The sequence below is a fragment of the Paraburkholderia hospita genome, assembly GCF_002902965.1.
Lineage (GTDB): Bacteria > Pseudomonadota > Gammaproteobacteria > Burkholderiales > Burkholderiaceae > Paraburkholderia > Paraburkholderia hospita.
This window is the reverse complement of sequence record NZ_CP026105.1, coordinates 2124155-2146661: the sequence shown is the minus strand read 5'-3', so window position 1 is coordinate 2146661 and position 22507 is coordinate 2124155. Positions and strand designations below refer to the sequence as shown.

43 protein-coding genes are annotated in these 22507 nt (G+C 59.6%); 19 read left to right on the top strand and 24 right to left on the bottom strand.

Features of this window, described 5'->3' with window-relative positions:
- Positions 1–37: 37 nt before the first annotated feature.
- From C2L64_RS09700 to C2L64_RS09680, 4 genes are all read right to left on the bottom strand, one after another.
- Complete coding sequence (locus C2L64_RS09700) at positions 38–1252, bottom strand: site-specific integrase (protein WP_090838891.1); 1215 nt, start codon at positions 1250–1252, stop codon at positions 38–40.
- Positions 1221–1448 carry a DUF4224 domain-containing protein gene (locus C2L64_RS09695; RefSeq protein WP_090838893.1) on the bottom strand — a complete coding sequence of 76 codons (228 nt, stop codon included), beginning with the start codon at positions 1446–1448 and terminating at the stop codon, positions 1221–1223. Before C2L64_RS09695 ends, C2L64_RS09700 begins: the two co-directional genes overlap by 32 nt.
- Positions 1449–1784: 336 nt before the next feature.
- Positions 1785–2822, bottom strand: a complete 1038-nt coding sequence (locus tag C2L64_RS09690) for a phage Gp37/Gp68 family protein (protein ID WP_090838895.1) — start codon at positions 2820–2822, stop codon at positions 1785–1787.
- A gap of 312 nt (positions 2823–3134) precedes the next feature.
- The gene (locus C2L64_RS09680) at positions 3135–3455 is read right to left on the bottom strand and encodes a DinB family protein (protein WP_090838898.1); all 321 of its coding nucleotides are present in this window, start codon (positions 3453–3455) and stop codon (positions 3135–3137) included.
- A 35-nt stretch (positions 3456–3490) separates the two neighbouring features.
- On the opposite strand from C2L64_RS09680, the gene C2L64_RS09675 reads away from it, so the two are divergent.
- Complete coding sequence (locus tag C2L64_RS09675; protein ID WP_090838900.1) at positions 3491–3751, top strand: hypothetical protein; 261 nt, start codon at positions 3491–3493, stop codon at positions 3749–3751.
- Between the two features lie 14 nt (positions 3752–3765).
- Here the strand turns inward: C2L64_RS09675 and C2L64_RS09670 are convergent, their stop codons facing one another.
- The 6 genes from C2L64_RS09670 to C2L64_RS09640 all read right to left on the bottom strand — a co-directional run bounded on the left by C2L64_RS09670 (position 3766) and on the right by C2L64_RS09640 (position 6612).
- The gene (locus tag C2L64_RS09670; protein WP_090838902.1) at positions 3766–4005 is read right to left on the bottom strand and encodes a hypothetical protein; all 240 of its coding nucleotides are present in this window, start codon (positions 4003–4005) and stop codon (positions 3766–3768) included.
- The gene (locus C2L64_RS09665; RefSeq protein WP_090838904.1) at positions 4002–4265 is read right to left on the bottom strand and encodes a helix-turn-helix domain-containing protein; all 264 of its coding nucleotides are present in this window, start codon (positions 4263–4265) and stop codon (positions 4002–4004) included. The genes C2L64_RS09670 and C2L64_RS09665 overlap by 4 nt, the downstream gene beginning before the upstream one ends.
- Entirely contained in the window at positions 4262–4792 is a 531-nt protein-coding gene (locus C2L64_RS09660) for a hypothetical protein (RefSeq protein WP_090838906.1), read from the bottom strand. Before C2L64_RS09660 ends, C2L64_RS09665 begins: the two co-directional genes overlap by 4 nt.
- A 30-nt stretch (positions 4793–4822) precedes the next feature.
- Entirely contained in the window at positions 4823–5011 is a 189-nt protein-coding gene (locus C2L64_RS09655; protein ID WP_143055830.1) for a DUF7446 family protein, read from the bottom strand.
- A 7-nt stretch (positions 5012–5018) separates the two neighbouring features.
- Positions 5019–5198, bottom strand: coding sequence for a hypothetical protein (locus C2L64_RS09650; protein WP_090838910.1), 180 nt, complete (start codon positions 5196–5198; stop codon positions 5019–5021).
- A gap of 490 nt (positions 5199–5688) precedes the next feature.
- Entirely contained in the window at positions 5689–6612 is a 924-nt protein-coding gene (locus C2L64_RS09640; protein WP_322790650.1) for a hypothetical protein, read from the bottom strand.
- Positions 6613–6691: 79 nt separating this feature from the next.
- Between C2L64_RS09640 and C2L64_RS53150 the strand changes: the two genes are divergently transcribed.
- Positions 6692–6913, top strand: coding sequence for a hypothetical protein (locus C2L64_RS53150; protein WP_143055831.1), 222 nt, complete (start codon positions 6692–6694; stop codon positions 6911–6913).
- Between the two features lie 2 nt (positions 6914–6915).
- On the opposite strand, the gene C2L64_RS09630 is transcribed toward C2L64_RS53150, so the two are convergent.
- The 8 genes from C2L64_RS09630 to C2L64_RS09605 all read right to left on the bottom strand — a co-directional run bounded on the left by C2L64_RS09630 (position 6916) and on the right by C2L64_RS09605 (position 11405).
- Positions 6916–7623 carry an ASCH domain-containing protein gene (locus C2L64_RS09630; RefSeq protein WP_090838914.1) on the bottom strand — a complete coding sequence of 236 codons (708 nt, stop codon included), beginning with the start codon at positions 7621–7623 and terminating at the stop codon, positions 6916–6918.
- Between the two features lie 196 nt (positions 7624–7819).
- Positions 7820–8659, bottom strand: a complete 840-nt coding sequence (locus C2L64_RS09625; RefSeq protein WP_090838915.1) for a YfdQ family protein — start codon at positions 8657–8659, stop codon at positions 7820–7822.
- Positions 8660–8704: 45 nt separating this feature from the next.
- The gene (locus tag C2L64_RS09620; protein WP_090838917.1) at positions 8705–9037 is read right to left on the bottom strand and encodes a hypothetical protein; all 333 of its coding nucleotides are present in this window, start codon (positions 9035–9037) and stop codon (positions 8705–8707) included.
- 29 nt (positions 9038–9066) lie between these two features.
- Positions 9067–9231, bottom strand: a complete 165-nt coding sequence (locus C2L64_RS53145; RefSeq protein WP_158660497.1) for a hypothetical protein — start codon at positions 9229–9231, stop codon at positions 9067–9069.
- A gap of 143 nt (positions 9232–9374) precedes the next feature.
- The gene (locus tag C2L64_RS09615; protein WP_090838918.1) at positions 9375–9578 is read right to left on the bottom strand and encodes a hypothetical protein; all 204 of its coding nucleotides are present in this window, start codon (positions 9576–9578) and stop codon (positions 9375–9377) included.
- A 5-nt stretch (positions 9579–9583) separates the two neighbouring features.
- A complete protein-coding gene (locus C2L64_RS53140) occupies positions 9584–9775 on the bottom strand; it encodes a hypothetical protein (protein ID WP_143055832.1) in 192 nt (63 codons plus the stop codon).
- A 367-nt stretch (positions 9776–10142) separates the two neighbouring features.
- A complete protein-coding gene (locus C2L64_RS09610; protein WP_090838920.1) occupies positions 10143–10409 on the bottom strand; it encodes a hypothetical protein in 267 nt (88 codons plus the stop codon).
- A gap of 27 nt (positions 10410–10436) precedes the next feature.
- Positions 10437–11405, bottom strand: coding sequence for an XRE family transcriptional regulator (locus C2L64_RS09605; RefSeq protein ID WP_158660496.1), 969 nt, complete (start codon positions 11403–11405; stop codon positions 10437–10439).
- A 13-nt stretch (positions 11406–11418) separates the two neighbouring features.
- Between C2L64_RS09605 and C2L64_RS09600 the strand changes: the two genes are divergently transcribed.
- The 17 genes from C2L64_RS09600 to C2L64_RS09525 all read left to right on the top strand — a co-directional run bounded on the left by C2L64_RS09600 (position 11419) and on the right by C2L64_RS09525 (position 19352).
- The gene (locus C2L64_RS09600) at positions 11419–11736 is read left to right on the top strand and encodes a transcriptional regulator (RefSeq protein ID WP_090838923.1); all 318 of its coding nucleotides are present in this window, start codon (positions 11419–11421) and stop codon (positions 11734–11736) included.
- A 105-nt stretch (positions 11737–11841) separates the two neighbouring features.
- The gene (locus C2L64_RS09595) at positions 11842–12240 is read left to right on the top strand and encodes a helix-turn-helix domain-containing protein (protein WP_090838962.1); all 399 of its coding nucleotides are present in this window, start codon (positions 11842–11844) and stop codon (positions 12238–12240) included.
- Position 12241: 1 nt separating this feature from the next.
- Complete coding sequence (locus C2L64_RS09590; protein WP_090838925.1) at positions 12242–12433, top strand: hypothetical protein; 192 nt, start codon at positions 12242–12244, stop codon at positions 12431–12433.
- A 162-nt stretch (positions 12434–12595) separates the two neighbouring features.
- The gene (locus C2L64_RS09585) at positions 12596–12880 is read left to right on the top strand and encodes a hypothetical protein (RefSeq protein ID WP_090838927.1); all 285 of its coding nucleotides are present in this window, start codon (positions 12596–12598) and stop codon (positions 12878–12880) included.
- Between the two features lie 13 nt (positions 12881–12893).
- The gene (locus tag C2L64_RS09580; RefSeq protein WP_090838929.1) at positions 12894–13205 is read left to right on the top strand and encodes a hypothetical protein; all 312 of its coding nucleotides are present in this window, start codon (positions 12894–12896) and stop codon (positions 13203–13205) included.
- Positions 13202–13462: a helix-turn-helix domain-containing protein gene (locus C2L64_RS09575; protein WP_158660495.1), complete on the top strand. Its 261-nt coding sequence runs from the start codon at positions 13202–13204 to the stop codon at positions 13460–13462. Before C2L64_RS09580 ends, C2L64_RS09575 begins: the two co-directional genes overlap by 4 nt.
- On the top strand, positions 13459–14475 hold the full coding sequence (locus C2L64_RS09570; RefSeq protein ID WP_090838933.1) for a helix-turn-helix domain-containing protein: 1017 nt from the start codon (positions 13459–13461) through the stop codon (positions 14473–14475). Before C2L64_RS09575 ends, C2L64_RS09570 begins: the two co-directional genes overlap by 4 nt.
- Positions 14472–14687 carry a hypothetical protein gene (locus C2L64_RS09565; protein ID WP_090838935.1) on the top strand — a complete coding sequence of 72 codons (216 nt, stop codon included), beginning with the start codon at positions 14472–14474 and terminating at the stop codon, positions 14685–14687. The genes C2L64_RS09570 and C2L64_RS09565 overlap by 4 nt, the downstream gene beginning before the upstream one ends.
- Positions 14684–15292 carry a RusA family crossover junction endodeoxyribonuclease gene (locus C2L64_RS09560; RefSeq protein WP_244144507.1) on the top strand — a complete coding sequence of 203 codons (609 nt, stop codon included), beginning with the start codon at positions 14684–14686 and terminating at the stop codon, positions 15290–15292. The genes C2L64_RS09565 and C2L64_RS09560 overlap by 4 nt, the downstream gene beginning before the upstream one ends.
- Positions 15293–15595: 303 nt before the next feature.
- Positions 15596–16555 carry an IS5 family transposase gene (locus C2L64_RS09555; RefSeq protein WP_090838937.1) on the top strand — a complete coding sequence of 320 codons (960 nt, stop codon included), beginning with the start codon at positions 15596–15598 and terminating at the stop codon, positions 16553–16555.
- A 41-nt stretch (positions 16556–16596) separates the two neighbouring features.
- Entirely contained in the window at positions 16597–16809 is a 213-nt protein-coding gene (locus C2L64_RS09550) for a hypothetical protein (RefSeq protein ID WP_090838939.1), read from the top strand.
- Positions 16810–16963: 154 nt separating this feature from the next.
- The gene (locus C2L64_RS09545) at positions 16964–17212 is read left to right on the top strand and encodes a hypothetical protein (protein ID WP_090838941.1); all 249 of its coding nucleotides are present in this window, start codon (positions 16964–16966) and stop codon (positions 17210–17212) included.
- A gap of 1 nt (position 17213) precedes the next feature.
- A complete protein-coding gene (locus C2L64_RS09540; protein WP_090838942.1) occupies positions 17214–17678 on the top strand; it encodes a glycoside hydrolase family 73 protein in 465 nt (154 codons plus the stop codon).
- Between the two features lie 173 nt (positions 17679–17851).
- A complete protein-coding gene (locus tag C2L64_RS09535) occupies positions 17852–18208 on the top strand; it encodes an HNH endonuclease (protein ID WP_090838944.1) in 357 nt (118 codons plus the stop codon).
- A 10-nt stretch (positions 18209–18218) separates the two neighbouring features.
- Positions 18219–18494 (top strand): hypothetical protein, encoded by a 276-nt coding sequence (locus C2L64_RS09530; protein ID WP_090838945.1) that lies wholly within the window; start codon positions 18219–18221, stop codon positions 18492–18494.
- 40 nt (positions 18495–18534) lie between these two features.
- Positions 18535–18975 carry a hypothetical protein gene (locus C2L64_RS53135; RefSeq protein WP_090838947.1) on the top strand — a complete coding sequence of 147 codons (441 nt, stop codon included), beginning with the start codon at positions 18535–18537 and terminating at the stop codon, positions 18973–18975.
- Positions 18972–19352 (top strand): DUF1353 domain-containing protein, encoded by a 381-nt coding sequence (locus C2L64_RS09525; protein WP_208525948.1) that lies wholly within the window; start codon positions 18972–18974, stop codon positions 19350–19352. Before C2L64_RS53135 ends, C2L64_RS09525 begins: the two co-directional genes overlap by 4 nt.
- A 34-nt stretch (positions 19353–19386) precedes the next feature.
- Here C2L64_RS09525 and C2L64_RS09520 read toward each other — a convergent pair whose 3' ends face one another.
- The 6 genes from C2L64_RS09520 to C2L64_RS09495 form a co-directional block, all read right to left on the bottom strand.
- Complete coding sequence (locus C2L64_RS09520; protein ID WP_090838949.1) at positions 19387–19695, bottom strand: hypothetical protein; 309 nt, start codon at positions 19693–19695, stop codon at positions 19387–19389.
- 122 nt (positions 19696–19817) lie between these two features.
- Complete coding sequence (locus C2L64_RS09515; protein WP_090838952.1) at positions 19818–20093, bottom strand: type II toxin-antitoxin system HicB family antitoxin; 276 nt, start codon at positions 20091–20093, stop codon at positions 19818–19820.
- Positions 20094–20104: 11 nt separating this feature from the next.
- Complete coding sequence (locus C2L64_RS09510) at positions 20105–20755, bottom strand: ATP-dependent DNA ligase (protein ID WP_244144506.1); 651 nt, start codon at positions 20753–20755, stop codon at positions 20105–20107.
- Positions 20727–20981 carry a hypothetical protein gene (locus C2L64_RS09505; RefSeq protein ID WP_090838969.1) on the bottom strand — a complete coding sequence of 85 codons (255 nt, stop codon included), beginning with the start codon at positions 20979–20981 and terminating at the stop codon, positions 20727–20729. The genes C2L64_RS09510 and C2L64_RS09505 overlap by 29 nt, the downstream gene beginning before the upstream one ends.
- Before the next feature lie 47 nt (positions 20982–21028).
- Positions 21029–21742, bottom strand: a complete 714-nt coding sequence (gene imuA, locus C2L64_RS09500) for a translesion DNA synthesis-associated protein ImuA (protein ID WP_090838954.1) — start codon at positions 21740–21742, stop codon at positions 21029–21031.
- A 57-nt stretch (positions 21743–21799) separates the two neighbouring features.
- Positions 21800–22306, bottom strand: a complete 507-nt coding sequence (locus C2L64_RS09495) for a hypothetical protein (RefSeq protein WP_143055834.1) — start codon at positions 22304–22306, stop codon at positions 21800–21802.
- Between the last annotated feature and the right edge of the window lie 201 nt (positions 22307–22507).

Sequence of the window (22507 nt, the reverse complement as noted above, 5' to 3'; positions counted from 1 at the left end):
AATGCGAAATTCGGAACGGCTTTTTTGTTTTCGGAATCTACTCCGTCGCTTTCGCGACCTTCACCTTGCGGCGATCGTAGTGTCGCGCCGTGGTCGACGGGCTCGCATGGCCGGCAAAGTCGTATGCGTCCGGATCGCTATTTTCGAGCTTCGTTGTGATTGCAACGGGCCGGATGTCTAGCATCGAAAAGTAGGCGGGGTGGTTCGTCAGTTGCAGATCCATGCCGCCATGAATCGGACTGTTGACCCGGTTCGCGATCCGCTGCGCTGCTTCGCGCATCTTCTTCGCCTCAAACTCTTTCGCGATCGCCGGATCGAACGAGCCGATGTATGTGTACATCGCGTCTTGCCAAACCGATCCCCAGCCGCTCTTCGAATACGGCTGCCCGCGGCGATTCGGAAACAGGAACAGGCTCGCCACCTTGCGATCACGCTTCGCGCGCTCGACCACGACACGCAGCCGCGTCGACCAGTGGCGTAACTTCAGCGTCTCGCTTTCTCCCTTCTTGCGCTTTGCGTTGACGACCTTCACGCCTGCGCCCGTGATACCTGACATGTGGTACGGGCGGATCTCTGCCGCGCGGAACCCGGTCAGGTAGCAGAACATCGCTGCGAGTCCCATCGTCCGATAGGCCTGTTCCTGCTTCAGTGCCCAGAGATAGAAGCGGACGACCTGCGAACGCTCGACGGTGCGCACGTCCTTCTCAGCTTTGTTCAGCATCATCCCGACGAACGGGTTGGCCTTAATGACGCCCCAGCGAATGGCGTAATTGCAGATGGTCTGCATCAACGCCAGGTCCTTGTTTGCGCCGATCGGCGCGCCAGCCTTCGCGCGATCGTCGAGGTACTGATAGCCGTGCACCGTCTCCAGCGCTTTCGGCGCCATGCGACCGAAGAACTTCGTGAGACGATCGTACGCACCCTCGCGCACTGCAAGACCTTCCTTCGACTGGTCGCGATAGTGTGTCGGTGCGATGTCGGTCTTGAAGCGATCGATCATCTCGGCGACCGAACCGGCGATGACCTGGCCGGCTTGAATGTCGAGCGCCTTCCGCTTCGCGCTGCGCTCCGCGACAGAGATTGCATGGCGATCGCCGCGCGGTGCGGTGCTCAAAGTCTCGCTCCGGCCGTCCGGGTACTTGTACCAGAACGAGACTTTGCGCACCCCATGGCGCTTATAGAGTCGATCGATGCCGGTCGACTCGTTGATCTGTTGCTCGTCATGCGAAGGCTTGGCGGTTCGGCGCGGCATCGTATTTCGTTGTTTTCGATTCATTAGAGAGACCGAGCTTCTGGTCGCGATACGCGCGCGCGACCTTGGGCAATCCGTTCTTGTCGACGACGAATCGCCAACGGTTGTTTTCGAGCCAGTGCGTCATGGCTGCGCGCTGGTTCGCTTTGCAGCCGACCAGGTCGGCCAGCTCATGCGCGGTGAGATAGTCGCTCATCGATACCCCATTGTTTTCTCGTTGTTTCGATTACCCGTTGTGCTGCTTCAAACATGCTAGATTTAATAAGTGCGTCTCTCAGGTGAGTGACATGGAACCGTGCAACGCTTGTAAAACACTGTCTGGAAAGCTGTCATCCACACCACCTCACGGCGACCTGTACGCAATGGGCCGCGGGATCTTCGGATACCCAAACCACCCGACGAAGCGCTACGATCAGTACAGGTGCACCGTATGCGGTAACTGGATGCATCGTTGCACTCACGATGGCGATCCACCCGGCGTATGGTCCTTGCGCGACCCTGGCGCCTGTAAGGCAATCTCGGACGGACCATCTCAACCTACCGTGCCCTGAGGAAAAGCATCATGGGTGCGGCCGTCTAGCTGGCGGCCGGCCAGCTTCTTGCCGACCTTCACCATGCCGTATGCTTTCTCGGCGTCCGCATAACCTTCGCGATGCCAACTCGGCTTCGTCAGCACTCCATCGAGGTGCACCCACTGGGCAGCGTTGCGCGCCATGTCGCAGTCGTGGTGTCCGTTCTCCGTCGATGCAATCTGCCATTCGCCCCATTGCTTGAACAGGAACGGTACGCCAGCGGCGGCGCACTGATCGCGCAGCGACAAAGCCCAGTCCGGATGCATTGGCCGCGCGCCGTGGCCGCTCTCGCCGCCGACGATGACCCAATCCAACCGAGCGCCGATGATTCGCGGGCGGACTGCTACATGCTGCGTCGAGTAGACGATTTGGCCGCGCAGGGCGTCTAGATCGGACTCGTCTCCATGTGCGAGTGCGTCTAGTTTGACCGGCCCGAGCAACGGCTCCATCGACAAGAATCGAACACGCGCGGGCACTCCCAGAAGCTTCGGAATATCGCGGTCGGCGTCGACTTGGTTGACGATCGTTGCGCCGAGCCAGACGTTGAAGGGAAGGCGCGGCGATTCGAGGCATTCGAGATCGAACCGACGCTGAGCCGTCTCGCTGATCATCGGCATGACGTTGCCGATGCGCTTCGTCAGCAGCAGCCAGTCGAGATCCTGTGTCTTCTCGATCAGGTCAAACAGATCGGCACGCCATGCTGGATCGACGGCGTTATCGAACACGTCAGCGAGCGACGCACAGAAGACACGTTGGCGGCGGCCGTGCTCAGCGTAGAACGCGTCAGCCTGCGCGTTCCACTGCAACGGCTTGCGCCAATTCGCAGGCGACGTGCGGCGCCGCGGCGCGCCCGGTCCCCAGTTGATCGCGGTACCGCCCGCGAAACGAGCGTTGCGCGTCTCGGCATAGCAGTGATCGCAACCGGGGCCAACCTTCTGGCAACCTTCCCACGGGTTGAACGTGTGGTCGGTCCACTCGATTTTGCTGTTCTCGCTCATGCTAGGATTCCCCAAGAAACCGAACGGAGGGTGCGATGCAGGTTTTCTCGTACAAAGGCCGAAGTGTCGAATGCACAGCGCAATCGCAGAAGCGCAGTAAGGTTGAGACGTACGGTTTCCTTGGTCGAATTATTTTCGCGTCCGATCAAGCATATCCATCTCCGTGGGTTTTCGATTCTGCGGCTGGAGAGTCGTACACGACGCCAGAACTCGCGGAGCTCGCGTGCTACGAGCGCGGCAAGGAAATTATCGATTCGGAGGGGTGGGGGGGTCATTAGGCCATCCTCCAGGTTATCGGGACCGCGACGCGCTTCATGCCTTATCTCCCTTCTCTGCGGATGCCGCGATAGCGGCGTCGATAATGTCGTCGAGCTTTTTGCCGTGGTACATCTCGACTAATTCCTGCGCGCTCATGTTCTTGATGTTGCGCAGCCACCGATAACGCTCCGCATCCTTCGCCATTGCGCTGTCAGCGACAGGGGCGGCGTAGAGAGGCAGCACGCGCCAGCCTTGATTCTCGTAGTGCTCGACGGTGGGCTTCTTGGATGTGAGGAAAGCCAACGCGGGCTTCTCGCCTTCAGGTGACGAGCATTCCCACGCAACCGGCTCCAGACTCTTGATGTTGTCGGTCATGCTAGGGTTCCTTGATAACCACGGTGGAGGCAGCTATGACGAGCCAGCTTTCCGAATACCGCCCCGGCATCGAGATCCATGCGAACGTGCCGAATACTCCCGGACAAACTAGCTTCACCGGGTGGATAGTGATCGTCGATAAAACGAACGGTTCTCATGTCACAGAGACCCGGGTCACTCCGAAGTGGGCAAACCCCGCGCACACCGCAGAAGAGGCGTGTCGAATCCTGATTAAATATGGCAGGGAAGTGATCGAGGGAATCGCCCATGGCGGTGATTTCGTCAATAACGGTTGACGAAGAGGTTTGCATCACGCCACACCTCCTTCAGCGCTGTCGCTGGCTGCGAGACGGCGTTCAAGCTCTTTGATGCGGGCTGCCTGCGCGACCATCGCCGCGGCAGGATGATCGGGCAGCGGGCACCAGCCCGGCATAACTTCACCGGCGTCGAGTTCTTGTTGCACGACAGAGCAGTCGTAGATCCCACCGCTGCCGTACTGCCTTTTCGGGCATTCCTTGCAGCCGCGAATGATTGCGAGAACCTTGATCACGCGCCCTCCTTGTCGCTGGCTGTGGCGCTATCAGAGGCGCGCTTGACGCGCTCCGATTCCAGCGCTGCACATGCCATCATGTTGACGTTGAGCCCGAGCGCAACGGCGAACCGCGCCGCGTACACAAGGCTCATCTTGTATCCCTTGCCGTTTTCAAGTTCCCACACGTAGGACTTGGACGAGCCTGTAGAGTCGGCCACGTCTTCAAGCGTCATGCCAAGGGCTTCGCGGCGCGATTTGAGAAGTTCGCCAAGGGTCATTTCGCTGCCCACTCTTCAAAGAGGTTTCGCGCAAAGGCTTGGTATGTGAACGGGATGGTTCGATTGAAAACGGCGGTTATCTGCGCCTTCGACAGCTTCTGCCCGCTAGCGGCTGGAGGGGCGGTGTAGAGCGCCGTCATCTGATCTGGTATGCCATCGGCGCCGGTGAAAACTTTCGCCCATCGTTGTCCACCGCTCCTCAACCGCTCGACATCGTCCGATAGGCAATAAGCTACCGGCTCTGCCGCCGCTTCGGATGCGCGGGCGGATAGTGCGGCGCGCAATTCACGAGTCTCGCGTGCCATTTCCACCATTTCGAGCCGCGCACCTTCCGGGTTGGCCAAGATCATTTCTCGCGTTGCATTCCGCATCGCTTCCCGCGCTCCAGCATCGACGGCTGGCGCGGAAGGGGTGAGAACCGGAACCAGCACGTTTGCGATCCGATCGCGCAGCTGCTGCGCGCCGTGGAACTCGACGGCGATGTCGCGAACTTTATTCACGAGCGCGGCGATTTCGTGGTCTTTCATGGTTATCGTTGTCCTTGCGGTTAGATCAGATCAGGCGGCTTCGGGCGTGATCTTCACGCGGTAGCGGCCTTCGTCCAGGTTCACGATGATCTCGGTGTCGCCGATGGCGATCAGGTGCGCTACGGCGCCGTTGATGCATTGCGCCGTCACGTCCTGTTTGCTGGTCGCGACGCCGTCTTTTGCCTTGCCGATATAGATTCGGTGCGTCAGCGGAGACATCCACATTTCAAGAGGCATCGTTGTCGTCCTTTTGGTCTGGGAAAATAGGTTCCCATTGGCCGTTCAAATACACTTCCTGTGCTCCGATCGTGATCGTGCTGAACCACATCGAGCCGGGTTCGGCTATGCGCCACTCCTGAGCCGCCTCGTCGAACAGACGTACCGAGCCTTCGCGTAGATCATTCATTTGTCGGTGCTCGTTATCAGGTTGCGCAGCCACTGCGCGGCGTATGGGTCGATCTCGTTGTAGTAAGCGGCGCCCGCCATTCATTTCTTCCTCTATGCCTCGATTGCGCTGCAAGGGTGTGAACCGACAGGCATACCGATTGCGCGCCCCATTCGTCTCGCATACCGGCGATCACGTGAAATTGGAACTGTCATGCACGTGCGATACAAACCCTGCGCGCCATATCGCGGCTTCACAATTGACATAGAAGTCACTGCCGACACGGTCGTATCGCTTGAGGGATATGACCGGCGATATTTCGTCTCTTGGTCCATCCTCTCGTCGGATGGCAACTCCGCGCCGATCGCAAGCCTTCCCGAGAAACTCGATTTCTTTTCGCCCGATGCCGCTTTTTCATACGGCGAGAGCCGAGCACATGCATTCATCGACGGTTGCCTTGGACGCCCGTGTACGGAGGGCGAGGAGATATAGAGGTGTTGTATGTAGGCACTCATGACGCAACCTCATGAGCCGACACCACTTGTCTCCTGACCTCTGAGGCTCGCGTCTGCGAGCAGCCGAGGTATTTACGGATCTCCGTGACTGTCCCTCGAAGTCGTCCAGCCTCGATCGCCGCCGCAACGCGAGTAACGTCATCGACGGTCTTCACGGGCGCCGATTCCGGCTCGATCGCTGGTTCGGTAACGGCGTTACTCGGTTCCGTGACCGGCGTTACTGCCGCGCCAGTATTGGGTTTTAGCGATTCAACCGGGCGCAGCGCGAGCAGCCAACAGAAGCACGCGACTGCTTCTAGTACTGCCGCGAATGCGAGACCGGCGATCAGATCGACGCGACCTGACGGGATGCCGAACGCAGTCACAGCGCCCGTTACCGGGTCAGCGACGGCAGCGGCGCGCGCGGCGTCGGCGCGGTCCTGCGCGGCTTCCTGACGCTTTGCCTCGGTCGCCTCGACGTCGATCGCATCCAGCCGAGCGGCGAGCGTCGCGCGCTCAATGCGCAGGCTCGGGCACGGTTCGGCACAGCGGCGCTCGGTGACTCGGGCCAGTCGCGCCACGACTGAGGCGCGGTCGGCGGCGATGACTGCGGGGTTGCGGCCGGTCGTCTCGACTGCCGGGACGGCTGCCGCGCGCACCTCGCCAGCATGCTTCTGAGCCAGGAGGAAAAAGACCGCGTGACCGTAGCAGGTGGCCGCCATGCAGCCGATCCAGAGCACGACGCCGACTAGCCGAACGCGCCAGCCATGCGAACGGATCAGGGCAGGGAGCACGTGAGCGGCGACAACCAGCACGACTCCGACGGCGATCCAGAGCACCCGCTCAGCCAGAAACCCGCCACGCTGCCAGCCTGCCATTACTGACAGACACGCAGCAGTCAGGGTCGCCGGGACTGCGAGTAATGCCGGTTGCGCTCTCATTGGCATGGTCATGTCTCGGCGATCAAATTAGGCTGAATTTAGGCGTGGTACTCTCGATGACTACCATTTGGAGGTCACCATGGCCGAACGAACGGTTCGTGCTGGCAAACACGAATTCAAGATTGCTTCCGTGGCGCTTACCGATGGAGGCTTTACAGCGACGATCAGCTACATCAAACATGAGCGTGATGGGAAATCTGAAAGTCGAGTCGAGAGCGGACTGCGCCACGAATCTGAAGATGAGGCGCTGAGCGCGGGCGAGGAGACAGCACGACTGATGGCTGAGAACGTTCGAGACTGACATCAGTTGATCCTCGTGAACTCAACTACCCAGACCCAAGGGTTAGCATCCCAGCCGAAGCCGCGTGCCGCGTTGAGGCTGTCCCAGAGCGTCCAGAACGAATCACGGGCGTTGAGGCAGACCAGCTCGTCGCATTGCGCGGTTGACCGCAGGTAGTCTTTCCAGTACTCGCCTTCGTTGCGCAGGCTCTCGACGCCTTCAGCCGCTGCGTCGGCTTCCGTGATGTCCTGCAGCCGCTCGACGCGCACGCCAGTCACTTCGAGCGTGATGCGCGACGCCCAGCGCGGCATGTGGATCGACGGACGCCACGGTTCGCTGTCGCGAGCTTGCGTTGCCTGGAATTCGACGCGGCGGCAATACTGTTGGTCCGGTACGTATCGAGCGACGCCCAACTCGGTCGTCTTTCCGGGCGGGTTAATCGCGACGACGCCGCGCCACGTCTCGCGCACCCACAGACGGTCGCCGGGGGCGCCATACGGGCACCTCTCATAGCAGGCCGATCCGTCTGGGTGGATCGATGGGTGCCGGAATCCCGCCCAGAATTCACCGCGTGAGGCCTCGTATCCGAGGTCAGTCGAGTACTCGCCGCTGGCGAAGTAGTCGCCGGTCGTCCACGGACGCGATTTGACGACGCGGCGCGTCTGCGTCTTGCGACCGTCGAGCAGAGCGCGCACCATCGGGCCGCTGAAGAGAATCGGACGTTCTTTCATGGTCGTTCCGTGTGACCTAAACTGAATTTGCTCTGCCGCGAGACCTGCCAGCGTCCGGGGGGATCTGGTAGCTCTCAATCGATCGCTAATCAGGACGATCTGTTGACTGCGGCAGAGTCCTCCATCTCGTTCAAAAAAGAGAGGGTCGGGACTGCACCCTCAAATCGCCGGCTCGGGGGAGCCGCCGCACTCGCAGTTACTCGGGGGAGCCCAGCAGAATCGTTGTCGACGTCTGCTCTTCGATTTGCGACCAGATCGAGCGGAAGGCAGCTTCGAGCACCTTGTGCGGGCGCACGAGCTCGTACCAGATGGTCAGATTGCCGTCTTTGATGCGGTACTTGACGCGAGCTTCGACGGCCGAGGGCTGACCGTTTTCGAACACCGGGATTTCGAGCGTGATCTGCGACGGCATGGCGACTTTGTTGCCGGTCGCGTTGACGTCTTCCTTCCAGACGAAGTTGGTGCTGCCGTCCTGCAGGCGAGCTGCCGACACGAAGTTGCCTTCCTTGCTGGCTTCGAAGTTGAGCGCGACGCTCAGCATCGTCGAGCCATCCGGCGTCACGATGTCGGGCAGGTTGTCTTCGATCAGTTCGGCGAACTGCAGCTGATTGAGGCCCTTGCGATCCGAGCCCGTCCAGATCTTCCATTCGCGCGAGGCCGGTACCGGGAACTCGACGCGATAGCCGCGCCAGTTGGCACCCTTGGATGGATCGCCGTCACCGGCATATTCGTATGCCAAGTGATCGTCGATGACGCCGAGGATCTTCGCCGGGTCGAGGGACGCGTAAATCAGGCTCTCGGGGCGCTTTTGGCGATTGAAGTAGTTCACGAAGCTTGTTGCGTCGCGAAGTTTCACGACGCCGGTCACTCGCGCCGGGTTGTTGAACACCTCGTCGACGATCTGAGCCTTGTAGCCTTCCGGCACGATCACGAACGGCTTGCCATCCTGCAGCGGGCTCTTTTGTGCGCCGGCCAGCGAGGTGCCTGCGGCAAGAACGGCGGCGACGTTTTGTTCGCCCTGGAAATCGTGGAGCATGTTTTATCCGTATGAGAGTGAAGGGTGATTGATTGCCGTGCGGGATTAGCCGATCGAGACGGAACACGGGCTGTCTGCCAGCGAGATACCAGGCAACTCGGTTTGACGCTCGCTGTGACGCGAGAGATTGTTTTCGACGGTCGGGAAGAACACCTCGGCCGTTTCCTTTTCGCGCGGCAGCGTCGCGACGACCTTGCCCGTCACCTCGAGCGCGTCTTGCACTTTTGCGAAGGGCTTCACCTCGAGGGTGATCGTGATCTTCCCGGCCTTGCCGGTGTCGCGGACCATCGCGACCAGCGTGTTGAGTTCGTTGGTCGCCTCTTCGACGACTGCGCCCCCGCGCAACTCCATGAGGGTCTGCGTAAAAGCCTTCTTCATTGCTTTTCTCCGTGATTGAAGGACTGCGCTTATTCGTAGTAACGCGGGTAGGGCGCCGCGTCGCTTTCGTGTTCGTCTTTCGTTTCGAACTGCTGGTCGTACATCGCGCAGCGTCGATTCATCAGGATTGCCGCACCTACCACGATGGCAACGACGAGTAGGAATCCTGAATAGAAGTAAAGGAAGATTTCCATCGGTGAGCCTTTACGGGATCAGGTGCAGCGAACCACGCTGCAGCGTTCAACTTCGGCCGCGCGATGTTCTGACGTGGCGCACATAAGCAGGTAGACGACGATCAACGCGGCTGCACCTGCCCAGATTCGGATTTGTTCGCGCATCACCACACCTTCAGCAGACGGCAGACGCCTTCGACAACGAATGGCAGGGCAGCGAGCATCGCGAAGCAGAGCAGCGGACGCTTCGTCGTGCGGCGCGAGTACTGCGCCAGCTCGGCATCGGTCAGCGGCGGCATAGCGACGAAGTACTCGACTTCGTCGACGACTCGCGTCGCGTAGGAGTGCAGCGGTTGAACGGATTCCATCTCGATCACCTGTGGCTCAGTGAGGGGAGACGCGGACGGCCCTTATCGAAGGCCATCTGGATGTCTACCTTCACGCGGTAACGGACCAGATCAGAGAGGGTGCGGACTGCAATGGAACGACCGACGCGAACCACAAAACGGCAATGGCCGTCGAGGCTCTTTGCTGCTGCACGGTGCATCGCTTTTCTGACGTTCATCTCTCACTCCAGACTATCTGGTGGTGTGTGAGATGCGCTCTAAGTACAAAACACTGCGCTGCAATGTTCTGAGCTTAGGGCGCTCCGCACGTCCGCGCCGGCATCCAGCGCTTGAGATGAAGTATAGAAAAACTAGACAACGGAAGTCAAGAAAATCGAGACTATCTGGGCGAGAAAATTTGTAACAGCGGCGAAAAGCAAAACGGCCCGACAGGATTGGGCCGTTAGTGATTCGCCAGAGTGGGGGATTGTGAATCAGCTTCGCCGCAGCGAATGCAAGGCCGGTGAGCGCAATTGCAGTCGCTATGAACCACTCGAGAAGGGTGGATTCGGTGTCCGGAGATTGGAAAATTCGCGACGGAGGTCACTAACGGATCCCACGAAGGGCCTCCGCCAGTTTGTCAATTGTATCCGACATCGTTCTGTGTATTTTCTTCGAGAACTCAAAGCGCGCACGGTCACCTTCGGTAACGGGATCTCCGCCTTTTGTAGCTTCATCCATCTCCGTCAATACTTCGCCAACGGCCGATTGCAACTCCCCGAACATCTCGCTGTATATTTTCAAGGCGCGGTTAGCTATCGCTAGGTTGCGTTTTAGCTCCGAAATTTCCTTATCTTTGGGGTCTACTTCCATCTGGCGCTCTGTTTGTTCGGTGGACTTTCAATCCGGTCGCCACATTGACGGCTTCGCAATGCCTGCGACGTAATGGATGTGGTCGATGTCAGCTTCCTCGAGCGTGACTTTTCCATGCGCCTCGTTGACGGAGAGCAGGTGATAGCGGCCGGCAGCCTTGTACGCAAGCTCTTTGACCATTACTCGACCGTCCTTCGACGCGACGAGCACCTCGTCGCCAGGCTGAAACGGGTGATTCGGCTCGATGATCACGAACTCGCCGTGCTTGATGCGCGGCCGCATTGAGTCGCCCGAGCATTCGATCGCGTATGCGTTCGGGTCGCTGGTCGGCCAGTCGATGTAACCATCGCCATGACCAACTGGGTATTCCAGTGCCGCCCAAAAACCGTTATCGCCCAGCTGAGCCATGCCTTTCACCGCCAGTGCTTTTCTTTTGCCGAGCGCCTTTGGTCGGTACTCGTCGTTGTACTGGATAGCGGCCTTCTTCTCGCCCACGCGGGCCAGCACCCAGGCGCTGTTGTAGCCAAAAGCGTTCTGGATTGCCACGGCGTCGGCAACGGTGATCGCCGATCCTTTAAGCCAAGATTCCACCCTCTCCAGCGGAATCTGAACTTTAGCAGCAAAAGCTGCCGCATCCATACCCGTTTCAGTAAGCATTTCCTGTACTCGTTCGGCGACGTCTTTCGACTCAAGCGCGACAGTAGGGGAAATGCCCGGCTGAGAGTCCGGCATCGGGTACTTCGTAATGACCGAAATCTCTTGGATCTGAGCATAGCTGGGCTCATGCCTGCCATTTTCCCAAGCAGACACGTTTCCCTTGGTCACTCCCAGCTTTTCGCCGAGCTGTTCTTGTGTTAGGTCGGCTTTCTTGCGGGCGGACCTGATCCAGTTTCTCATTTCCATGCGCGGAGGGTATACAAAATCTAAACCGAGCGGGTCTCGTTTTTCTTTACTTTCGAGTCTACAAAACCTATACTTGGCCGGAAGCTCACTCATTGCCAACCTCCACATGAACAAGCACCCCGTCGCGCTCGCCGCATCTGCCGTTGGTGGCTACAAGGCGCTCGCCGACATTCTTGGCGTTACGAAGGGCGCGGTTCATCAATGGATGTCGGCAGACCGTCGAGTTCCGATCGAACACTGTACGCCGATCGAACAGGCAACCGGCGGCATTGTCACGCGTCAGATGCTGCGGCCGGACGACTGGCAATCGATCTGGCCGGAACTGATCGAGCCGGGCAGACCGGATGCGTCCGACGACGTTCAACCGCCCGTTGGCGGGATCAAGAAGGATAGCAAGATGGCGCGAGCCAGAGCAGTTTCGTAGGTCGGTCATGGAATGAAGGCGTCATTGGGACGCCTTCATTTGAAGCGGTGGCCGAGTCGTAACTCCAGTCGTAAGTCGATTGAATTTTTCAACGGGGACGTATTCATGCAGACACAAGAAACGCCGCACAAGGCACCTGCATATGCCTTGGATCATGCGCCGCCGGACGCTCCGCGTGTGTCGATGCGCTTCCTTCCGCGCGAAGCAATTGCTGCCTGCGCAACTTTCCGTGATGCCGTGCTCCTGGGGTGGAAACACCGAGCCAGGAGCGGCATGACGCAAAGAACGCTGGCCGAGCTGCTCGACGTGAAGCCGTCGCACATGTCGAACATGCTCAACCGAGAAGCCGTCGACCGTCACGGAAAGCCTCGGCAAGATCTGCCGGCGCGCCTGGTCGCTGACTTCGAGCGCGTTGTAGGGAATCGCGCAGTGTCGCAATGGCTTACACGCATGGCGATGCTCACCCTGATGGAAGAGGTGATTCAAAGACAGGAGACTCTATGAAATGACACACGACGAGGCTCTTCGCATAGGCCGACAGGCCGCAGAGGAAGCCCGGAAGCAGGTTGGGGGCAATGACAAAGACGAACTGTTGAAAGGAATTGAACAACAAGCTGCGCAAAAACCCGAAGTGGCAGAAGCATTCCGAGTATTTGGCCATCTGCTACTCGACGCTCATCAGGAAACGAAGCATTGAAGGGATGGCCGCTGAAAACGCGGTCATCTCGACCGGGGATCAGAAGCTGATCTGCAACACAAGGCGATTGAAATGCCAGCCGCCTTCTGTTTCCGATTAGTAGTCCTACGCGGCAGACGCCGCAGGAGATCACCCATGAGAAGCACGAGAAGCATTGCTGTTTTGGGCGCGCTGATGGCGTCCGGGATTGGTGCAATGGCTAGCCGTTCGTTCGGCGGCGACGTTGTCACCATCGGCGACGATCGTCCGCGCACGTCGTCTGTTTCCTCTGCGTTGCGTCGCTACGTCTCGCGCAAGCTGTCGCGATCCAGTCGCAACCACATGCCGCACACCGGCCTAAAGGAGCAGGAGCGCGCAAAGCGCTTCTACATGGTCGACACGCACCCTAACGGCGAAAAGCGTTCGGCGCCGACCATGCAGCAGCACTCAAGCACTTGGTTCTTTTGACCGGAGATCCGCCATGCAGACGGAAATCTACAGTGGCCGCTCGGGCCGCCGCGTCGCCGAGACACAGCAAGACTCCTTTCACGCTTTGGGCGTCAAGGATCTGGCCGCAAAGCAGCGGATGGTTCTCGACGCGTTCGATCACGGTCGGCCGCCGCTGACGCGCGAAGACATTGCGTCGATTACGAACATGAAGCTGAGCAGCGTCTGCGGCCGCGTGCGTGAGCTGCTCGACGCTGAGCGCCTCGTCGTCGTCGGCAAGCGCAAGGACCTCGCCACGCAATCGAGCCAGCAATTGTTGGCTCTCGCGACGAAGGTGATCGCGTGAGCTTCCATCTCGTCAATCTCGCGTGGCAGTGCGACGTGCGCGCGGCGAAGAAGATCGTCCTGCTCGCATTGGCCGACTTCGCTCAGCAATCGACGGGCGAGTGCGCGCCGTCGGTTCGTGTGCTGTCGGCTAAATGCGGTCTGTCCGCGTCTGCCGTGCGCACCCAGTTACACGCCCTGATCGCTGATGGGCTCGTCGAGCTTGTGATCAAAAGTGGTAAAGAGAGCTTCCGTGTGAAGCTGGGGGCGGCCGCGTGAGCGTAAAGATCATGGGCATGGTCTTCGACCGTTATCCGACCGGCGGCGGCGAGATGATTCTCGCGTTGAAGCTGGCGGATCACGCGCACGACGACGGCACCCACATATTTCCCGGCATTGCCAGCCTCGCTGAGAAGACGCGTCAGTCCGAGCGCGCGGTGCAGTACCAGCTACGCAGTATGGAGAAGTCCGGCTGGTTGATTCTCGTCGGCCAGGGGAAGGGCGGTCGTGGGAAGTCCCGCGAATACCGCATCAGTCCTGCATGGATAAACGGTGCAGATCTTGCACCCATTGTGGATAACGAAAAGGGTGAAGAAATTGCACCCATTGATGGCGACGCAAAGGGTGCAAACGTCGACACGAAAGGGTGCAATCCGGAACACGAAAGGGTGCAAAACGCAGCACTAAAGGGTGCAATAGCTGTTGCACCCGAATCATCAGTAACCGTCAAAGAACCATCAGGTAACCGTCAACCCGCGCGACGTGCGTCGCGAATTGCGTTGCATGACGAACTTCTCAATCGCGAACTTCCCGACTGGCTGCCGCGTGAATCGTGGGTCGATTGGTGCGAGCACCGCGAAGCGAAGGAAAAGAAGGTCGGCGTGCCGTGGACGCGACCGGCCGCGAAGGTCTCGGTCAAGAAGCTCACGAAGCTGCACGACAAGGGTATCGATGTCGTTGCTGCAATCGACGAAGCGGTTCTACGTGGCTGGACCGGGTTGTGGGAAGCCCAGGACGCCAGCGAATCCAAGGGCGCCAGCGTGGCTCCGGCGGATTGGTGGAAGACCGCCCTTGGAATCCGTGAGCGTGCGAAGCAACTGGGCGTCGTCGAGCGGCCAGATCAACTGTTCGAACAGTTCAAGGCGAAGGTGTTCAAGGCGGCTGGGCCGGGCGAGTGGCGCGAAGACATGCTGCGCACCGTTGGCCGTGAGAGCGAGGAGCGTTACGAAGCCCTTGATGCCTATTTCAACGACATCCCGCGCGATAAGGCAGCGCTCGCGGAGGCCGCATGACCATCACACGCTTTAACGACCAGATCATCGCCCACGAAGGATTCGAACTGGCCAAGATGCCTGAGGGCGAGCGCGGCTGCATTGGCTGCGTGTTCCTTTCGGGTGAAGAGCCCGGGTGCAATGAGCACGCTTGTTACTCCGGCGCTCTCCCGGACGATCATCCGCTGAGAGGCGCGGCATGGATTTATTGGATTCGCAAGGAGGTTGCGTGACGAGCCGCACGAACTCTATGCGCTATCCGGAAAGTGCCATCCAAGACGGCAAGTTCGGGACGGCACGCGTCGTTGGCTTTGCCGAGCGCGAGATCGAGCGCGTCACGGGGAATGCGCCGGTCCAAGAGCCCGACGACTTCGACCTTTGCACTTTGCACGAGCCGATCGCGAAACGCATGGTGTCATTCACGGTAGATGGCGAGCCGGTGGCGAAGGGGCGCCCGCGCGCGTCGCGCACGGATACCGGTATCCGCATGCGCACGCCGAAAAAGACGAAATCGTATGAATCGAAGATTCGCGCGGCAGCGACCGCCGCGATGTTCGGCGGCATTCCGTTCGGGCGCCCCGTCTCGCTGAAGGTGGAGATTTATCTGCCGATTCCCGCTAGCTGGCCGAAGGCGCGACAGACGAAAGCCGCGCAGGACGTTGTCCGCGCTACGAACAAGCCGGACGCCGACAACGTCGTCAAGGCAGTCAAGGACGCGATGAACGAGATTGTCTACGAAGACGATTCACAGGTGGTCGAGTTGTCAGCCAGGAAGAGATATGGGCGCGAGCCACGCGTCGAGATTGAGGTGAAGGAATTGGATGGGGAGGCAGCGTGATTACCGAAAAAACGACCAATCGCAACCGCACTATGAGCCTGCAACAGCGGATCGTGTGTGAGTTCTTCCAGGCGAACCCTGACGCGACGCGTGTGCAATGCAAAAAGAGCACCGGCCTGTCCGAGAAGTCGGTATCGCAAAAGGTCAGAGCTTTGCTTAAGAAGGGTTATCTCGCTGGCGATCGGCGTTGTTGCATAAATCGGTGTACCGCGCGCCGATCTGACGTTTACGCGCAACGGTAGTGACGGCACCCCTGTTAACTTCGGGGTGAACTGCGTACATTCTCGATTTTTGCCCGGGAAGATGCGCAAAGACGATCGCAAGAGGCAGGAGCCCAAAGGGGTTTATCGAGTCAGGAACTGGGCTGAGTACAACGCGGGCTTGATCGCGAGAGGCGATGTGACCATGTGGATTGACGAAAGCGTCCTGACGCACGTGCCCGGGAAGGATTCGTCCAGACGTGGCCGGCCATGCGTTTATGCTGACGCAGTGATTCAGATGCTGCTCGGGTTGAAACAGGTGTTTCGCCTGCCGCTGCGGGCGCTTCAGGGTTTCGCTCAAAGTCTGCGCGCACTTGGCTTCGCCGGGCTGCCGGTACCGAACTACACGACACTGAGCCGTCGCGCGCAGGAGTTGAAGGTCGCGTTGCCCGCGATCCGCAACGGCGAGCCGCTGCATCTGCTTGTCGACAGCACAGGGGTGAAGCTTTACGGTGAAGGCGAATGGAAGGTGCGCAAGCACGGCTATGCGAAGCGTCGCACGTGGCGCAAGGTACATCTCGCGCTGGATGCGAAGACCGGCCAGGTATGCGCTGCGTTGATGACGCATCAGGACGTCGCCGATGCCGAGGTCTTGCCTGGGCTGCTCGATCAGATCCCTACGGACGACGCGATCGATACCATCGGTGGAGACGGCGCATACGACACGAAGCAATGCCACGTGGCGATTGCCGCGCGCGATGCACAACCGGCGATCCCACCGCGCGAAGGGGCAATGCCCTGGCCGGGGAACACGCCCGGCGCCGCCTGGCGCAACGAGGCCATCGGTGCCATTGCGCGAGACGGCCGAAGGGAATGGAAGAAGCGCAGCGGCTATCACCAGCGCTCGCTGGTCGAGAACCTGATGTACCGGCTCAAGACGCTCACCGGCAATTGTCTGTGGGCGCGCACGATCGGCTCCCAGGCGACCGAAGTGGCGGTTCGCGTCGGCGTGCTCAACCGCATGACGGCGCTCGCACGTCCGCAATCCGCTCGCATTGCCTGAATTCAAGATCACACGACCGCCTTTGTCTTCAAACCCGATTTATGCAACAACGCCCTGGCGATCCGGAAAAGATCAATGCGAAATTCAAGGTCACCGGCAAGAAGTTTCCGGCGTCGACCGAATATGAGTCGAATCAGAAGTGGATCGGACAACGCATGCGTGCCGATGCGCGGATGGAGCGGCAAATGATCGTCCTCGACTCCCTCAGCGCAGCCTTCCACGCAATGGTTTCGACGGGAAGGGCTGCCGCATGAAGCTCTACATCGCGGGTCCAATGACCGGTTACGTCGACCTCAACGATGATCGGCGTCTACAACATTCTGTTCACCGCAGCGACGGCCTTCACCGTCACCGCTCCGGACGGTCAAACCGCAACGGGATCGACGGGTGGCCGCACTGGAGAGCCAGATGAGGACTTTCGAACAGGAGATCAGCGCGTATCGCGCGGAGCTTTTGACGAACACGGAAGCGACGCTCCGCGTCGAGTCGAACACAAAGGAACTGGTCGAGTTGCTGAAGCTCGCTAAGTCGGGCGTCGGCTTCTTCACCGCGACAGGGCGCGTGCTCCGCCGTGTGGTTATCTGGGTCGGCCCGTTCCTCACGGTCGCCGGCGCTCTCTGGGCTCTCGCTCACGGCAAATGGCCGTCACTGGACTGATATGAACCCGAACGACTTCATTTACGCGATCGCGCCGGCGGCGCGCGCGAGCGCGAAGGCGACGAAGATCCCTGCATCGTTCGTCGTGGCGCAGGGCGCGCTCGAGTCAGGCTGGGGCACGTCCGCGCTCTCGAAACAGGCATTCAACCTGTTCGGTGTGAAGGCCGACTCAGCGTGGCATGGCGACGTGCTCACGATGGATACGCGAGAGTTCCTGAAAGGCCAATGGGTGACGGTGTCCGCGAAGTGGCGCAAGTACCCGAACTGGCAAGCGTGCATCGACGATCACGCGGCGTTTCTGCTGAACAACAGGCGCTATCAGCCCGCGTTCGCATATACGAGCGGCTCGACATTCGCGCTCGCGATCGCGGCGGCCGGGTACGCAACCGATCCGCAATACGGCCAGAAGATCGTGTCGATCATCAAGGCGCACAACCTGTCGACGCTGGACTCCGCTCCCGCCTGACGCAGACGGACAAAAAGATGGCCCGACGGCGAATCGCTCATCGGACCTTAACACGCACCGGAAATCGGGGATGACCTTCCGGTGCGTAAATCTACAGGTCCGTCGATCAGCAAACAAGACGAAAAAGTTGCTTCCACCACGACCGCCTTCGGGCGGTTTTTCCGTTTACGAACATGCCAATCATCAAACACCTCGTCGACGCGGCGAAGGGCAAGCATCCCATTGCGTCAAAGCGCTCGACGCATTGGCCGACCGTGCGTAAGCACCACCTCGAGCAAAACCCAACGTGCGCGGTGTGCGGCGGCGCCGACAAGCTTGAAGTGCACCACATCCGGCCGTTTCACCTGCACCCGGATCTCGAACTTGATCGGTCGAACCTCGTGACGTTGTGCGAGGCGAACAAGGGCGGCGTGAACTGTCATCTGCACTTCGGCCACCTGGGAAATTTCCGCAGTTTCAACGTCGAAGTCGTCGCCGACTCGCATCACTGGCACGACAAGATCTCTCACCGGCCGCTGGCCGATTCCTGAAGGAGAAAGCGTGAATAAAACTTCCAGCCTCATCACGGGCGGCCTGACCGTCAGCGCAGCTGAACTCGTGCCCGCAGTCGAATGGATCCTCGGCGGTTGCCGCGGCCCGGTACCGGCCAGCGTTTCTTCGCTCGTCGCCGGTCTGGTGGCCGCAGGCATCCACGCGGCATACAACGTCGTCGCCGCGCGCGCGGCAGCAAAGACGCAATTCGCGACGGCGCCGCTCATCAATCCGGTGAACGTCATTTCGCCCGCGGTGTCGGTGCCCGCCGGCGCACACCAGTAAATCCCCGCCGCACCCGCGGCAAATTTCAAAGGAAACCGAGATGAAAAAAATGCTGCTTGCGGCAGGCCTCGCCGCGCTCATGTTCTTCGCTGGCTGCGCGAATGCGCCGCAGGTCGCCAGCAACTTCCAGGCGCAAGTCGCCAAGGCTTGCGCAGTAGTTCAGCCGACGCTGTTGTCGGTGCAGGCCATGACGGTCAGCGACCCGACCCAACAGGTCATCATCGGCCAGGTGGTGAAGCTCAACGGCTCCGTGTGCGCCGCCAATGCATCGGTCGATCCTTCCAACGTGGTCGCACTCGTTAATACGTCGATTCCGGCCGCCGTGCAGGTGATCGCGCTGCTGCCGATCGACGATGCCGCGAAGTCGGGTGCGCAGATCGGGCTGATGGCGTTTCAGGTGGCTTTGTCGGCCGCGCTTGCGCAGTACGGCACCCCGACGACCGCCGCGCCGGCGGCCGCATTCGGAGCGGCGACGCAATGAGCAAGTTCCTGACTTCGCTGGTGATGGAGAACGCCACCGGCATCGATGACGGGAAGTGGCGCCTGACAGCGCCGCTGATCTACGACTCGGATGTCACGGGGAAGGTGATCGTCGTGCCGACCGGCTTCGTCACGGATCTCGCATCGGTGCCGCGCGTGCCGATCGCGTACATGCTCGCCGGTGGGACCAGCAACGAGGCGAGCGTCGTGCACGACTACCTCTATACCGCTCACATCGTCGACCGCGAGACGGCCGACGCGGTGCTGCGGGAGGCGTCGGCTGTGACGGGCGTTCCGGCGTGGCGCCGCGCGATCATGTGGGCGGCAGTGCGTGCGTTTGGCGGCTCGCATTGGGATGAGAAGCCAATCGCTGCGTGATAACAGCCCATAGCCTGTATTTCATTTTTACAGGCTATGGGCTGTATTTAATGGCTGGCTGGCCGAGGGGGACGATAAACGAATTGATCTCGCTTTGCTCGAGCGGGTCCCGACCGCCAATGCACACGACGTGCCCGATTTCCGTCACTCCGCGTCCGTTGCCAGTCATGGCGAGTTTCATTCCGTGGTAGTCGCCGACTCGATAGACAGTGGGTTCCGGTGCCCTGCCGAAAGTAAAACCTTGAGCGCACGCGGGTGCCTTGGGGCTGGTTTGAATAACAAGCAGGTCACCCTCGGCTTCCAAGATTGATTGGAGCCGTGCGATATATTCAGACAGCTTCACCCTTTCTCCTCGGACTGCCGAAAAGCGGCGCGACAATCTTACATTTCCCGCTTCCTCATTCGCGTCGATTTGCTAATGGCGTCGAATATGAGCCTGCAGGCCGCGGGCTGTACTGCGCCATCTTATGTGTTCGTCAGCGCTTCATTGAACGCCAGCACTTTGTCAGACATGCTTTCTGACAGGGCAACCAGTTCCTCCCCATCCTCGACGGCAGATGGAGGTGGGACGGGTCGCTGATCCTCGAAATAGAAGTCCATAGCAGTGGCCAACGCATCTGCGGCCATGATCACGGCTTCATCGATCGTGTCACCTTGGGTGATCGCCTCGGGAATGTCCCGGAACGTTACAACGAATCCGCCTTCCTCGAACGGTTGGAATCTAGCCGGGTACCTCAACATGTTCGTCTCCCTTATGTTTTGCCAAAGCCTAAAGCAGCCTGCCTACAGTAGCCAGCATTCTTCACTTTAATCCAGTTGAGCGAGCGGCCGCGCATATAGACGGACCATGTTCGCTTTGCCACCATTCCCTCGAAGTCGTTGAGCTGCACCTGCTCGAACACAAGCTCCCCGACGCCTTCAACATGCGTCGTATAGGCGAGGTGCGGCGTGTCGTCAAAGCTGTCGCGAAGCTGTTCTTTGCGCTCGAATAGCGGTCTGTCTCGAACGTCCCGCTTCCCCGACGAGAGCATGTCAAACACGTATAGCCGCGCCGGGCACTTTTTTGCGGCAGCCGGAACGTTCCTGGGCAATAGTGTGCGGGCCCGTTGCTGGAGGCTGGCAAATTCGATTGCACCTCGACCGCTACCGACGGTTAGCTCAGCATCCCACACAAAATCGCCGGGCACGGCTGCGATTGCCTTCACAATCTCTGGAAATGAGGTGTTGAAGAAATTGCCTTGGCGGCTGATCAGATCAACCTGTTCGCCATACTTCCTGACGAGGCATCTGAAGCCGTCAAGCTTCCATTCGAACACCCAGTCGCGGTTCGAGAACGGACGCGTTTGCAACGTCGAGTGCATCAGATCTGTAGCTTCAATCATCACCGCCATCGGAATCGTCATCGCGTCGCCGGGCAGGCGCAATCATCGGTTGCGTCGTATCGATCCCTGCGAGTTCGAGCGCAGCGTCTATGACTTCGATCTCTGGGCGAAAGTCCAGCGTCCATTCCTCGCCCTCGCACCTGATGATATTGCTGTCATGTATGACGAGTGTATAGCGAGCGAGAAGGAGCGCTTCGACGATTTTCGCCTGACGCTCAGCTTGTTGGATGAACTCGGTAGTATTCACGGCACCACCTCCTTGCCGTAGGTGCCGCACGAATCGAGCCTGATTCACTACGCAGGTACGTCGACCGGAATGCGGGCCGGTGCAATGTCCGGCGTGACGCTACGGCGCACGCGGTTGCGACTGCGGCTGCTGATGAGCGCGGTAGCCGGTTGGAGGTCAATGTCGAGCGAACCCTCGAAGCGCGGGCCTTTGCGCTTCAGGATCTCAACCGATGCGCCTACTTCGGAAGGTCTCACCGCGACCCTCAGGTCCGCCGGCGATGCGTCGCGGGCTTCGCTCAAATGGCGCATGACGAAGAAAATCGTTGTGCTCGATCTTGCGGCAAGAAGGAGACGGCGTAGAGAGTCGGTGCGCACGTGCTTTTGCCAGAGCAACACTGCGGCGCACGTGCCGGCGGTCAGAGCCTGTTCGGCTGACCATAGCTGATCGCGTGCTTGCTGCGCGCGGACTAGGATGAGCCGCTCCGGCGAGATGCCGGCATACGCTAAGCCGTGTGCCGACGGTTCAGCCGGTGGGCTGAGCAACAAGATTGGCGCCGATAATTTCGCGAGCGCTGGCGCGATCAGCCGCATTTCTCCGCACCCGTGGGTCTGCGCCAGTATCTCGATGAGTGAGCTGATAGGCCATCCTCCGCCGGGCAATTCCGCCGATAGGGACGGGTATCCGGTCTCGACTGTCGAAATCCGGCCGCGCGCCAACTGTGACGCGCGCCAGAGCGACGGGTGAATGCTTTCAGGTTGTGGGGCCGGAACAGTGCTCATGACCGCCTCTGATACTGTGCGGATATACAGTATAGACCACTCTCCCGCATGCGCTCCCTATTTGCCGCAGATCAAGTGCGCGACCTGCCCGAACGCGGTCCTAATGAATGGCCATGCGCCAAGGACGAACATAACGGCTGATGTCCATCCAGCGATGCTAGCTGCGACGAACCACCTTTCTCCCTTGCGGGTCATTTCGAACGCACGCCTCGCTTCCAACTCATCGGCGTCAAAGCGCTTGATACGCTCGAATATTTCGATGTTCCTGCCCAGCCATCCTTGCGCGTTGAAATACATATCAAATCCGGCAGCCATGAGTCCGACCATAAATAGAGCGGCCGATGGGTAATTTCCTAGCATCGCTTTCGCCACACCGTCGCTCGCGAAGATTGCCGCGACGCCGGCGAGGCCAGCGCTGTTTAGCAGCGCCAGAGTCTTTACGGTTTCGAGAATCCATTCTTTGAAGAGGCCGTCTGTTTGCTGTTTCCACTCAAAAAGCGACGCTCGTACCCTACGTCTACTTTCCTCTTGCAGGTCCATTTTTGCCCCCGGTCTGATGTTCAATTTGTGTCTAATACCGAATCAAGGAAGTCGTCCACATGCCGGCTTGAGACGCTCAAAAAAACAGCATGCATTAGACGAATCTGATCGATCGCCAATACTAATGCGCTTCTCTGGCGAGTGAAACCCCGCATGGGGTGCAGGAATGCGAGCGTCTTTTTTGCGCGAATTCGGCGAAGAAAATTTCAGAACGACTGCCCTGAA